Annotated in this window: 12 protein-coding genes; 4 read left to right on the top strand and 8 right to left on the bottom strand. The window is 73.2% G+C overall.

The window, feature by feature from the left end:
• Positions 1–28: 28 nt before the first annotated feature.
• From ACFY04_RS33870 to ACFY04_RS33835, 8 genes are all read right to left on the bottom strand, one after another.
• Positions 29–1,600, bottom strand: coding sequence for an immunity 49 family protein (locus ACFY04_RS33870; protein WP_389122817.1), 1,572 nt, complete (start codon positions 1,598–1,600; stop codon positions 29–31).
• Positions 1,601–1,738: 138 nt separating this feature from the next.
• Positions 1,739–2,203 carry a type II toxin-antitoxin system PemK/MazF family toxin gene (locus ACFY04_RS33865; RefSeq protein ID WP_389122815.1) on the bottom strand — a complete coding sequence of 155 codons (465 nt, stop codon included), beginning with the start codon at positions 2,201–2,203 and terminating at the stop codon, positions 1,739–1,741.
• A 178-nt stretch (positions 2,204–2,381) separates the two neighbouring features.
• On the bottom strand, positions 2,382–2,678 hold the full coding sequence (locus ACFY04_RS33860) for a protealysin inhibitor emfourin (RefSeq protein ID WP_389122813.1): 297 nt from the start codon (positions 2,676–2,678) through the stop codon (positions 2,382–2,384).
• A gap of 43 nt (positions 2,679–2,721) precedes the next feature.
• Positions 2,722–3,930, bottom strand: coding sequence for a M4 family metallopeptidase (locus tag ACFY04_RS33855; RefSeq protein WP_389122812.1), 1,209 nt, complete (start codon positions 3,928–3,930; stop codon positions 2,722–2,724).
• Between the two features lie 448 nt (positions 3,931–4,378).
• A complete protein-coding gene (locus ACFY04_RS33850) occupies positions 4,379–5,041 on the bottom strand; it encodes an O-methyltransferase (RefSeq protein WP_389122810.1) in 663 nt (220 codons plus the stop codon).
• Between the two features lie 143 nt (positions 5,042–5,184).
• Positions 5,185–6,591, bottom strand: a complete 1,407-nt coding sequence (locus ACFY04_RS33845) for an amidase (protein ID WP_389122809.1) — start codon at positions 6,589–6,591, stop codon at positions 5,185–5,187.
• 61 nt (positions 6,592–6,652) lie between these two features.
• Positions 6,653–7,348, bottom strand: coding sequence for an alpha/beta fold hydrolase (locus ACFY04_RS33840; RefSeq protein ID WP_389122807.1), 696 nt, complete (start codon positions 7,346–7,348; stop codon positions 6,653–6,655).
• A 143-nt stretch (positions 7,349–7,491) separates the two neighbouring features.
• The gene (locus ACFY04_RS33835) at positions 7,492–7,785 is read right to left on the bottom strand and encodes a hypothetical protein (protein WP_389122805.1); all 294 of its coding nucleotides are present in this window, start codon (positions 7,783–7,785) and stop codon (positions 7,492–7,494) included.
• 255 nt (positions 7,786–8,040) lie between these two features.
• On the opposite strand from ACFY04_RS33835, the gene ACFY04_RS33830 reads away from it, so the two are divergent.
• The 4 genes from ACFY04_RS33830 to ACFY04_RS33815 all read left to right on the top strand — a co-directional run bounded on the left by ACFY04_RS33830 (position 8,041) and on the right by ACFY04_RS33815 (position 12,640).
• Positions 8,041–9,090 (top strand): LacI family DNA-binding transcriptional regulator, encoded by a 1,050-nt coding sequence (locus ACFY04_RS33830; protein ID WP_389122803.1) that lies wholly within the window; start codon positions 8,041–8,043, stop codon positions 9,088–9,090.
• A gap of 257 nt (positions 9,091–9,347) precedes the next feature.
• Positions 9,348–10,547, top strand: coding sequence for a thiolase family protein (locus tag ACFY04_RS33825; protein WP_389122800.1), 1,200 nt, complete (start codon positions 9,348–9,350; stop codon positions 10,545–10,547).
• Between the two features lie 152 nt (positions 10,548–10,699).
• Positions 10,700–12,139, top strand: a complete 1,440-nt coding sequence (locus ACFY04_RS33820; RefSeq protein ID WP_389122798.1) for an aldehyde dehydrogenase family protein — start codon at positions 10,700–10,702, stop codon at positions 12,137–12,139.
• 93 nt (positions 12,140–12,232) lie between these two features.
• Positions 12,233–12,640: a thioredoxin family protein gene (locus ACFY04_RS33815; protein WP_389122796.1), complete on the top strand. Its 408-nt coding sequence runs from the start codon at positions 12,233–12,235 to the stop codon at positions 12,638–12,640.
• The last annotated feature ends 178 nt before the right edge of the window (positions 12,641–12,818 follow it).

Genomic DNA, 12,818 nt, shown 5'->3' with positions numbered 1-12,818 from the left:
GGGCGGCGGAGCCGCGGGCCCGCGGCGCTCAGAAGGGGTTCGCGGCCCCCAGCAGGATCTCCGGCAGATAGGGCGACGAGACGCGGATCCGCCAGCCCCGGCGGCGGGCGTGGCAGGCCAGGGCCAGGACGTCGAAGTCGACCGCGGCGTCGGCCCCGGCGCCGAAGAGCCGGTCGCCCACCGAGTGGTAGTCCCGGTGGGCCTCCAGGGCATCGGCCAGAGCCAGGTTGAAGCTCTCCTCGTCGCCTTCCACCAGCTGGGAGAAGAGCACGGCCGGCGCCGGGAGGAAGCCCCACTCCCGGACCTGCCCGACGTCGGCGACGGCCCGGTCGGTGGCGGGCTCCGGGTCCTCGCCCCGCAGGTAGTCGTGCAGGGCCTGCCGGTACGAGGCGTGCGCGGCACGGTCCTCCTGCACGGCGTTGGGGCCGCTGAGGACGAGCGGGGCGAGTTCCGCACGGTGGCCGGTGATCAGGGCGTGCTTCAGGGCCTGGTACCAGGACCCGGGGGCGAGCGGGTGGTCCGAGCGGGTGGAGCCCTCGGAACCGGCCCCCGCGCGGGTGGCCTCGTACAGCTCGCGTACGAGGTGGTCGGCGTGCCCCGCAGGATCCGGCATCTCGGGGCGCTCGACGACCAGGGGGCCCGCGGCCAGCGCCGCGACGGCGTCCGCACGCCGCTCGCGCCCGTACGGCCCCACCCGCGGCGGCGGGGCCTCGAAGCCGGTGACCAGCGCCCGCGGCAGGTAGCCGGACTCGACGGGCGGCTGCCAGCCCTCGCGCCGGTAGCCGAGCGCGGCCAGCGCCAGCGGCAGCAGCGGCAGCAGGCTGCGCGGCTCGGCCCGGGCGTCCTCCAGGCGGGAGTACGGGAGCAGCAGCGCGGCGAGCTCGGCGGCGAAGGCCTCGCGGTCCCGGGCGGCCAGCGCGCGCAGGGCGCGCAGCGCGCCGGTCGCCGGGTCGGCCGCCCCGGTCCTGTCGGCTCCGGCTCCGGCCCTGGCCTGCCGGTCGGCGATCCGGGCGAGCGCGGCATCCAGCGCGGCGAGCTTCTCCTGCGGAGAGGGCGGGAACTTCTGGTACTCGACCCCGATGTCCCCGCTGACGTACGCCAGCAGGCCGTTGATCAGCTCCACCGGCGGGAGCCCGGGCCCGCCGGCCCGCTGCGGTGCCGTACGGGCGAAGTGGAAGGCCTCGCCGTGCCGTTCGGCCTTGTCGGCGAGGACCGCCACACAGAACGCGTCGATCCAGCGCGCGGCGCTGATCGGCTGGGCGCTGCCCCCCGCCCCGGAGTCGTAGTCGCTACCGAAGTCGACGTAGTTGAGGAAGACGCGGAAGGACGCGTTCGGGTAGGCGGCGAACGACACGGTGGCGGCGGCCGTTTCGGCCGCGTCGCCCAGGATCGCCTTCGCCTCCGGGGTGTCGAGGTCGGGGGTCACCGCCGAGTACGCGCCGAGGCCGTCGAGGAACCGCAGCGTGATGTCCCACCAGTCGTAGGCGTCGATCAGACCGGCCCGGGACCTGGAGTACACGTCCGAGATCATCTTGTTCGCGAAGTCCTCGCGTACCGCTGCCAGGGCGGCCTCGCTCACCCTGTGTCGTTCTATTCGCATGCCCGCTACTCCCTGTGTCCGCCTACGGGGCTCACCCTAGGAGATCACCAGGACGGTACGGGCCAGGGACACGGGAGGCCGGGGCCGGTCCCGGACGGTGGCCGCGGGCACGGCCGCGGCCACCGTCCGGGCCCCGGGTCACTGCCAGCCGTAGCGCTCGCGAAGCCGGTCCACGACCAGGGCGAAGCGGCCGCGGTCGAGCGCGCAGGCCTCGCGGCGCATCCCCGACTCGTGCACCCGCAGCACCCGGTCCACGTCCACCCAGGACTCGCGCCCGGCGCTGTCCCACGGTCCCGTCCCGATCGGCACCCACTCCCGGTCGTGGTCGTGCCGCTTGCTCGACAGCTGTACGGCGAGAAGGGTCCGCCCGCCCGCCTCCCGGGCCACGACCAGCACGGGACGGTCCTTGCCGCGCCCGTCGTTCTCCTCGAAGGGGACCCAGGTCCACACGATCTCGCCGGGGTCGGGATCGCCGTCGGGATCCGGGGCGTACTCGGTCCGCACGGGGCCGATGGCGTGCGGATCGGCCTCCGTGGTCGCGGTGACGCCGTCGCGGCCGGGCTGCTCGGTGTGGCCGTTGCCGTGGTGGGAAAGTGCCGTCATTTCGCGGAGATTACTAGGCCGCCCCTTTCGGATCCTGCCGGCCAAGCCCGCGTCGTCCGGCGCCGTGCATCTCCCCCAGCCAGGCCGTCTCTTCCGGATCTTGCCGGGCCCGGCCCGCCCGGCACGGAATTCCGTCCCCCCGGTGTCCCGAGGGCGAGGCAACCTGGCCCATCGCACGTCACTGCCCCGCGAAGTGTCTCCGGAGCCACGTGAGCAAGGCCGCGAAGGCGGGGGTCATGGCGGCGTCCGACTGCTCGAGAAGCGTCGGGCGGCCGCCGTCCTCCACCGTGATCGTGTAGCTCCTCGCATCCCTGGCACGGCCGGTGTCGGCTTCCGGGGGCATCGCGACGGCGGCCGCCACCAGCCGGGCCAGCTCCGTTGCGGGACTCTCGGGCAGGTCGACCGTGTCCAGCACCTGGGGCCGGCGGCCGAAGTCGGCAGCCGCCGCCAGCCCGCCGTATGTCTCCAGGCTCACCTTCACCGGGCGCAACCTCCGGATCGGCGGCGATTTCCCGTGGTCACCCGGTGCCCTTCAGCGCGGCCACTTCCTTGGCGAGCGCCGCCACCTTGTCGTTCAGGTCCCTGATCTGCCTGGTCAGGGCCACCTGGCCGTCCTCCCGGCCCAGGCCGCCGCGCCCGTTGACCGCATAGCTCCGTGCCCGGGCGAGCCCGATGGGGACGCTTCTGACCTCGACTTCAACCTCCTGCCACGCCGCCAGCACGGCCGACTGCTCGGGGCTGCCGAAGCCGAACAATTCCCCGGCCTTCAGGAAGGTGGTGTCCGCGAAGTCCCGGAACTGGTCCTGGGCGGTGGACGCCTTGAGCGACTCGTACCAGACGGGCCCGGCACCCTCCCAGGCGAATCCGCCGATGCCCACGGCCGTCAGGTAGAAGGCCTTGTTCGGAATGCCGGAGTTGTAGTGCACCGCACCGTTGTCCCCTTCCCGGGTGTCGGGCAGGTGGACGAATTTGCTCATACGGTCGGGCTGGGGGTCCTTTCCGACCAGCGGGTGGTTGAATGCCGTCCCCGGGGCTTTCATCGATCGCAGGGCGTCGCCTTCGATTCCCGGGGTCCAGACGTCGGCTCCGATCAGCCAGTCGGCCTCCTCGGCCGTCTCCTTCATCTTCCACTGCTTGACCAGCGACCCGAAGACGTCCGACATCGACTCGTTCAAGGCCCCGGACTGCTTGTGGTATTCGAATGCCGAGGTGTGATCGGTGACTCCGTGCGTCAACTCGTGGGCGATCACTTCGAGGGATCCGGTGAGGTCGCCGAATTCCGTTCCGTCCCCGTCACCGAAGAGCATCCGCCGTCCGTCCCAGAAGGCGTTACCGACCCCCTCGCCGAAGTGGACGAATCCTTCCAGACGCATTCCCCGGCCATCGATGGAATTGCGCTGGAACGCCTCCTTGTAGAAATCGCGCGTCAGTCCGAGCGCCTCGAACGCCTGGTTGGCGGACTTGTCCGGGGACTCCGGTCCGTCTTCCGTCCGAGCCAGGACGGCGGTCTGGAGGAATTCCGAGTGCTCGCAGTCGAAGATGGTGCGTCGGGCGTTGCCTGGGGCGGCGGCGCCGGCGAAGGTCACTCGGGCCGATCGCACGCCCCGCAGGCGAGCAGTGGTCAACAGGGTGTTCAGGGCGGCTTGGCGCACGTCCTTGTCCTCGCTGGCCACGAGCCTGTCGAGAATGTAAGGGGGAACGATGCAGTTGATCGGGCGGCTCCTCATGGGGTACCTCCTGAGCGGGAGAACTGATGGTTCGGAATTCATCAACACGAGGAAGATGTGCAACGTTCAACGTGGCCGGACGCGGCGTTGCCACGGGACCTCCGAGAAGGTCTCGCAGACAAATGCGGACAGGCGCCCACTCGGTGTGGCAGCGACGGGAGAAGCGTTGGCGCCGACCAACCCCGGTTGCAGAGGCGGGGCCACGCTGATATCACCAGTCTCCGGCCGCCCGTAGCGGCTGGCAAACGCAACGCGAGGCGTCTGGGAGCGCATGGCGATCTGATGCCGGGGGACCCGGCGGCGCTTTTGGCCGTGCTCCGGCGAGGGCTGGGGGTTCCCGGCGCACTTCGCTTTTCCACGGGCAGCGCCGGCAGGGGACGCCAGGCAGCCCGGTGCCCCCCCGAATGTCCCCCGCTCGCACAGAAACGGCGCGCGCCCGCGCGGTGGGTCAGTCGGTGACCAGGGCCAGGATGAGCCCGTCGTAGCCCTTGCTGCCGACGGTCTGCAGGGCGGTGGCGGTCAACTGCGGGTGCTCGGCGATGAGTTCGGTGAACCGGCGGACGCCCTGCACACGGGGGTCGGAGCTGTCCGGGTCGACGACGGCGCCGTCGCGGACGACGTTGTCGCCGATGATGACGCTGCCGGGCCGGGTGAGCTTGAGGGCCCACTCCAGGTACTCGGGGTTGGACGGCTTGTCGGCGTCGATGAAGACCAGGTCGAACGGCGCGTCGCCGGTGAGCGCCGGCAGCAGGTCGACGGCGCGGCCGCGCCGGATCTCGACGACGTGGTCCAGCCCGGCCCGGGCGATGTTGGCGGCCGCGACGTCGGCGCACCGCTCGTCGACCTCCAGCGTGACCAGCTGACCGCCGGCCGGGAGTGCGCGGGCCAGCCAGATGGTGCTGTAGCCGCCCAGGGTGCCGATCTCCAGGATGCGGCGGGCGCCGCGGACGCGGGCGAGGAGGTTCAGCAGCTTGCCCTGGTTGGGGGCCACCTGATGGGCGGGCAGGCCTGCGGTCGCGGTGGCGGCGGCCGCGGCGACCAGGGCCTCGTCCTCCTCGACCAGCAGTCCGTCGAAGTAGTGGTCAACGGCCGTCCATGTCTGCTGAACCATCTGTCGTGTCGCCCCTTCCGATGATGCGGCGTTTGATAGTTCCTCATGGGAACTTACATCAGGGAGGGGTCGGCCTCCTCGAGTTCCCCGAACACGCCCGCCCCCGGCGTCCCGCCGGACACCGCTCGCACCGCCCCCTGTCCCTACCGGCCCGGCCGCACCGCCGCCCAGCCCTCCGCCGCCTCCACCTGCGCGGCCAGCCCCAGCAGCAGCGGCTCCGAGTCGGCCGGGCCCAGCAGTTGGGCTCCCATCGGCAGTCCGTCGGCCGTGAGGCCGGCCGGGATGTTCACCCCCGGCCAGCCCAGCACGTTCCACGTCCAGGCGTACGGGCAGGCCGCTATCATCGCCCGGTCCGTGGCCATGGCCCCCAGCCCGGCCAGGGCGCCGATCCGCAGGGGCGGGGTGGCCGTCGTCGGGGTCAGCACCACGTCGAAGCGGTCGAAGACCTCGCCGACCCGCCGCCGCAGGGCCGTCTCCGCCCGGCGGGAGGCCCGCAGGGCGAGCCCGCCCAGGACGCGGCCCGTCCGCACGGCCTCGTGCGTGCGCGGGTCCAGCAGCGCGGGATCGGGCACCCGCGCCACCCAGTCCCGTACGCCACTGGTCGCGCGGGGTACGAAGGTCAGGCCGATCGGGCCGTAGCGCGGGTCCTCCGGGATCACCTCGTGGCCCAGCGACTCCAGCCGAGCGGCCAGCCGCTCCACGGCGGAACGGACCTCCGGGTCCAGGGACTTGGGCGTGGCCGTGAAGGCCATCGCGAACGAAAGGGCGATCCGCAGCCGACGGGGCGTGCGGCGGGTCGCCTCGACGGCGGAGATCCGTGCCGGGCGGTGCAGGTCCTCGGGGTGCGGCCCGCTCGCGGCATCCAGCAGGAGCGCCGCGTCGGCCACGGTGCGGGCCAGTACGCCGTTGACCGTGAGCCCGTGGAAGGACTCCGGCTCCGGCCAGGTGGAGATGCGCCCGCGCTGGGGTTTCACACCCACCAGGTGGGTCCAGGCCGCGGGGATCCGGACCGAGCCGGCCCCGTCCGAGCCCAGGGCGGCCGGGACCAGGCCCGCCGCCACGGCGGCCGCCGAGCCGCCCGAGGAGCCGCCGGGCGTGTAGGCCGGGTTCCACGGGTTGCGGGTCTCGCCGAAGGCCCCGCCCTCGGTGAAGGGCCACTGCCCCAGCTCCGGCGTCTGGGTCTTGCCGACGATGACGGCGCCGGCCGCGCGCAGCCTTCGTACCGCCTCGCTGTCGGCGGTCTTCGGGGGGAAGGCCCCCGCGCAGCCGAAGGCGGTCGGCTCCCCGGTCACGTCCATGTCGTCCTTGACCGCCAGCGGTACGCCCAGCAGCGGCAGCCGCTCGCCCGCGGCCAGCCGCCGGTCCGCCGCGTCCGCCTCGGCGAGCGCGGCCTCGGCACGTACGGTCCGGAAGGCGTTGAGCTCCGGCTGGGCCGCGGCGATCCGGCGCAGTGCCTCCTCGGTCAACCGCCTCGCCGACACGGTCCCTTCGGCGAGGGCGCCGACCATGTCGACCAGGCCGGAGGCCGTCGGAACAGCTGAATCGGACATTGCGTACCACTCCCCATTACCGGTCGGTAGGGAGACCGTAATGGGGAGTGGCCGGGTAGTTCTAGAGCCAGCCCTCCAGGGAGGCCATGAACCCGTCGAAGTCGTCCCGGTGGATGGTGTGTCCCGCCCCGGCGACCGAACGCACCTCGAAACCACGGCTCTTGAGCAGCTGCGTCCGCTCCTCGTCGATCAGGACGCTCGGATCGGCGAGCTGCACGAGGGAGGGGACCACCGGTGCGGGCGGCATCAGGTCGGCGCCGACGAGCGGCGCGAGGCTCAGCGCGGTCCGCTCGTCCCAGACGGCCAGGGTCTCCAGCTCGATGTCGACGTCCACCTCCTCCCAGCGCGGGCTCATCGCCCGTATCTGCTCCTTGGTCGCCGTCTTGAACTGCGCGAGCAGCTCGGGGCCGAAGCCCTCGGCCGGGGCGGCCAGGTGGAACGCGGGGTCGGAGAACACGGCCCGGGCAGGCCGCAGCCGGTCCACCGCGAGCGACAGGGTCAGGCCGCCGAGGGAGTGGCCGATGGCGAGTTCGGCGCCGGCCGGGAGCGTCTCGACCACGTCGTCCGCGAAGAGCTCGGGGCTGTACTCGCCACGGCCGCTGGCGCCGTGGCCCCGCAGGTCCACGGCGATGACGCGGTAGCCGTGGTCGGCGAGGGCGGGGCCGACCCGGCGCCAGGTCCGGTGGTCGGCCATGATGCCGTGGATCAGGAGGGCGAGGCGGTCGCCCTCGCCCCAGGTCTGGGTGTGCAGGCGCACGGTGTGCCTTTCTCGGCGGTGAATTTCGGTCGAGGTGGGGAAGCGTGGAAGGTGCGGAGAGTGCGGGCCGCCGGTGCGGCGTGCAGGTCAGCGGGTCAGCAGGTCAGCGGGTCAGCGGGTGAGCGGGTGAGCGGGTGAGCGGGTCAGCGCACGCTGCGGATCGGCTTCACGGCCAGGGCCCCCGCCACGGCCATCACGGCCGCGACGACGAACAGCGCGGTGTACCCGCCGCTGAGGGAGACGACCACCGAGGCGACGAACGGCGCGATGATCTGCGGGCCGGCGTTGGCGATGTTGAGTACGCCCATGTCGCGGGCGGCGTCCTCGGCCTTGGGCAGCACCATGGTCACCAGGGCGGTGTCCACGGCCATGTAGCACCCGAACGCCAGCTCGTTGACCACGGCGAAGGACAGCATCGCGGTCCAGCTGGCCGACACGGATGCGGGCGGATGCGGGAAGGAGGGAGGTGCGGTGGGGTGAGGAGGGGTGCGCGCCGCCCTGTCGCGACGGCGGGGGTGCGACGGAGCGCGGCAGGACGGCGGCACGGCGGGGCACGGCGTCGGCACATCGGCCGCAAAGGGATGTGACGCCGTGGTTACACGTGTCAATGACTCGTGTAACTACTGTGTAGCATTCGTTTCCGGCCATCCGCTACCCCTCGGGCGTGATCGGTCTGGAAAGATGCCACGGCAATGTCTCAGTCATCGAAATCGCCGAAGCCGCCCATGCCGGCCTCCGGATCGGCCACCCCGCCGCCGCCCCCCGTTCCGACGAGCGCCGACGTGGCCCGCCTCGCCGGCGTCTCGCGCGCGACGGTCTCGTACGTGCTGAACAACGCGGAAGCCGTACGGATCAGCGAGCCGACCCGCCGCAAGGTCCGCGAGGCCGCCGAGGAGCTCGGGTACGTCCCGCACGCCGCCGCCCGCAGCCTGCGCGCCGGACACACCAGGATCGTGCTGCTGCCCACCTCCCACGTGCCGGTCGGGCCGCTCTACAGCACCTTCCTCAACGAACTCCAGTGGGCGCTGCGCCGCCTCGACTACACGGTGGTGCAGTACGGGAGCCTCGGACTCAGCGGCGACGAGGCCGTGCGGGCCTGGGCGGAACTGCGTCCGGTGGCTGTGATCTCCCTCGGCGAGATCAGCCTCTCCGCGCGCAACGTCGCCACCCTCAAGCGGGCCGGAGCCCGTGCGGTGATCACGATGGGGCCCGTCGGTGTGCCCGGGGCGCACGCGCTCGTCATGGACCAGCAGGAGGTCGGCGTCCGGGCCGCCGCCCACCTCGTGGAGCGCGGACGCGGGCGGATCGGTGTGGTCGTTCCGGAGGAGGCGGGCCTGGAGCTGTTCTCCGTGCCCCGGCTCACGGGTGCCCGGTCGGTGGCGGGCGCCGAGGTCACGGCCCTCCCCATGGCCTACTCCGAGGAATCGGCCGCGGCCCTCGCGGCCCGCTGGCGCGGGCTCGGGCTGGACGCGGCGTTCGCGTACAACGACGAGTACGCGATGCTGCTGATGCGGGCCCTCCAGGACGAGGGGCTGCGCGTCCCCGAGGACGTCGCCGTCATCGGCGCCGACGACCTGCTGATCGGGCGGTTGCTGCGGCCGCGGCTGAGCACCGTACGCCTGGAGATGCCGACCGGCGCCGAGCTGGCCTCGCTGGTGGACCAGGCGGTGCGTGAGCCGTCGGAGGTCACGGAGCGGCACGACCTGATGGCGGCCGCCGCCGTCCACCGGGAGTCGACCTGACGGTGCCGGGCCCGGGGCACACCGGACGCAGGGCCGGATGCCGGTCGGCACAGGCCGTCTCTTCCGGATCCTGCCGGGCGGGCCGGGCCCGGCCGGATCCGGAAGAGACGGCCCAGGTCCGGGGAGCCGTTGACAGGCGGTGACCTGCGGACGGAGACTGCGGGCGCGCCCCACCGGGCGTGCCCGGCGGCGTGCCCCGGTGTCCACACCGGCACCGACGCGCCACCGCCCGTACGGATCCGCCCAGGAGAGACCCCATGAGCATCCGCACCGTCCGCGACGTCTACGTCGTCGACGCCGTCCGCACCCCGATCGGCAAGTTCGGCGGCGCCCTCGCCGGGGTCCGGCCGGACGACCTGGCCGCGCACGTCGTGCGCGCGCTGGTGGAGCGTACGCCGGACCTCGATCCGGCCCGCATCGACGATGTCGTCTTCGGTGACGCCAACGGCGCGGGCGAGGACAACCGGGACGTGGCCCGCATGGCGGTGCTGCTGGCCGGGCTGCCGGTGAGCGTCCCCGGGGTCACGGTCAACCGGCTCTGCGGGTCCGGCCTCGAAGCCGTGATCCAGGCCGCCCGCGCCATCGCGCTCGGTGATGCCTCCGTGGCCATCGCGGGCGGGGTCGAGTCGATGAGCCGCGCCCCCTGGGTCGTGCAGAAGCCCGAGCGGGCCTTCCCGGCCGGGCACCAGCAGATGTGGTCCACCACCCTGGGCTGGCGCATGACCAACCCGCGCATGCCCGAGGAGTGGACCGGCTCGCTCGGCGAGGGGGCCGAACTCGTCGCGGACAAGCACGGCATCACCCGTGACGCGCAGGACGCCTTCGCCCTGGAGAGCCACCGCAAGGCGGCCGCCGCCTGGTCCGCCGGGCTGTACGACAACGAGGTCGTCCCGTACTCCGGCGTGGACCTGGCGCGTGACGAGTGCATCCGTGAGGGTTCCACGCCCGAGGCGCTGGCCCGTCTGAAGCCGGCCTTCCGGACGGACGGCACGGGCACGGTCACGGCCGGCAACGCCTCCCCGCTCAACGACGGTGCCGCCGCACTCCTGTTGACCGACGAGGCGGGCCTGGCGGCCACCGGCCGGGAACCGCTCGCCCGGATCAGTGCCTCCGCCGTCACCGGGATCGAACCCCAGCTCTTCGGCCTGGGGCCGGTGGACGCCGTCCAGCGCGCGCTCGCCAAGTCCGGCCGCGGGCTCGCCGATCTGACCACCTTCGAGCTGAACGAGGCTTTCGCCGCACAGGCGTTGGGCTGCCTCGCGGCCTGGCCGGAGCTCGACCCGGCCGTGGTCAACCCGCGGGGCGGCGCCATCGCGATCGGCCATCCGCTCGGCGCCTCGGGAGCCCGGCTGGCCGGTTCGGTCGCGCACCAGCTGGCGGCGGCGGGCTCCGGCACCGGCATGGCGGCCCTGTGCATCGGGGTCGGGCAGGGCATCGCACTCGTCCTGGAGCGCTGAGCCGGGCCGGTGCCATACGGGCGTCGATCGTTTCCGGTCACCGCTCGGCGTCAACTGCCCAATAACTGAACAGATGTGGAGCCTCCGGTCTGGCACGATGGCGCGTGCTGCCGCCCCCCGCCCCGCCCATCCCCACCCGGAGGCCCCGCGCCATGCCGCTCCTCGATCCGACGCTCTGGCAGGACGGACCCACCCTCACCGGCGGCCCCGCCCCGGTCGTCGAACCCGCCACCGGCCGCACCCTCGCCACCATCGACCTCGCCGCGCCCGCCGATGTGGCGGAGGCCGCCGTACGGGCCCTCGCGGCGCAGCGGGACTGGGCGCGCGCCACCCACCCGGAGCGGGCGGCCGTGCTGCGCCGCGCCGGGGACCTGTTCACCGCCCACGCCGACGAGCTGCGGGAGTGGCTGGTCCGCGAGTCCGGCTCGATACCCGGCAAGGCCGACTTCGAGCTGCACGTCGCCGCGCAGGAGTGCTACGAGGCCGCGGCGCTGGCCTCGCGCCCCACGGGGCAGGTGCTGCCGAGCGAGGCGCCCCGGCTGTCCTTCACCCGCCGCGTGCCGGCCGGGGTGGTCGGGGTCGTGGCCCCCTTCAACGCCCCGCTGATCCTGGCGATCCGCTCGGTCGCGCCGGCGCTGGCGCTCGGCAACGCGGTGCTGCTCAAGCCGGACCGGCGTACCGCCGTCTGCGGCGGCCTCGCCCTCGCCGCGGTCTTCGCCGCCGCCGGACTGCCGGGCGGGCTGCTGCAGGTCCTGCCCGGCGGCGCTGGGACGGGCGCCGCGGTGGTCGCCGACCCGCACGTGCGGGTGGTGTCCTTCACCGGATCCACCGCCGCGGGCCGGTCCGTAGGAGAACTGGCCGGCCGACACCTCAAGCGCGTGCACCTGGAGCTGGGCGGGAACTCCGCCCTCGTCGTGCTCCGCGACGCCGACATCGAGGCCGCCGTGGCCCAGGCATCCTGGGGTTCCTTCTTCCACCAGGGCCAGATCTGCATGACCGCCGGGCGGCACCTCGTCCACGCCTCGCTCTACGACGAGTACGTCGAGCGGCTCGCCGCGCGCGCCGAGGAACTGGCCGTGGGGGACCCGTACCGCGAGCGGGTCCACCTGGGCCCGCTGATCGACCGCGCCCAGCTGGACCGCGTCCATGCCCTGGTGGAGGCCAGCACCGGGCAGGGAGCCAAGCTCGTGGCCGGCGGCACGCACCGGGACCTCTTCTACCGGCCGACCGTCCTGGCGGGCGTCGCCGAAGACACCCCCGCCTACACCGAGGAGGTCTTCGGCCCGGTGGCGCCCGTACGGTCCTTCGCGACGGAGGAGGAGGCGGTGGCGCTGGCCTCGGCGGGCCCCTACGGCCTCTCCCTCGGGATCGTCACCCGGGACGCGGCGCGCGGGCTCGACCTGGCCGAGCGGATCCCGACCGGGATCGCGCACATCAACGACCAGACGGTCAACGACGAGGCCGTCGCCCCCTTCGGCGGAGTCGGCGCCTCCGGCACCGGTGCCCGCTTCGGCGGCGAGGCGAACCTGGACGCCTTCACGGAACTGCGCTGGACCACGGCCCGCAGCACCCCCGCCGGCCACCCGTTCTAGAGGGTGTCCGGCCGGCGCCCCGCAGAGGCGGAATGCGGAAGGCAGGCCGTTCGTTCAAGGGAGCAGACGGCTCAATCAGGAGGTCAGGACACCGTGGCTACAGTCGAGCTCACCAAGGAAAACTTCGACCAGACGGTCAGCGAGAACCCGTTCGTGCTGATCGACTTCTGGGCGGGCTGGTGCCGGCCGTGCCTGCAGTTCGCCCCGGTCTACGAGCGGGCCTCCGAGGCCCATCCCGACCTCGTGTTCGCCAAGGTGGACACGGAGGCGCAGCAGGAGCTGGCCGGGGCCTTCCAGATCACCTCGATCCCGACGCTGATGATCGTCCGGGACCAGGTGGCCATCTTCGCGCAGCCCGGCGCACTGCCGGAGGCGACCCTGACGGACCTCATCCGGCAGGCCCGGGACCTCGACATGGACGAGGTCCGCGCGAAGATCGCCGCGGAGCAGCAGGGCTCCCCGGGCGCGGGTGCCGGGGACCCCGGTACGCCGGAGGCCTGAGGATCCGCCGGGCTCGCGAGCCCGGCGGACCGGGCGGCGATCAGGAAGTGGCTGTCGCTCGATCGAGCGTTTCCACTCGAATCGGCGGCGGGGCCCCCCCCACCCCCGGGGGGCCCCCCCCCAAGACGGCGGGGTGAAACGCCCCCCCCCCCCCCCACCGCCCGATGTTGTAACCCCG

It is taken from the genome of Streptomyces sp. NPDC001549 (genome assembly GCF_042894025.1).
GTDB classification, from domain to species: Bacteria; Actinomycetota; Actinomycetes; order Streptomycetales; family Streptomycetaceae; genus Streptomyces; species Streptomyces kutzneri.
This window is presented reverse-complemented; position numbering and strand designations above follow the sequence as displayed.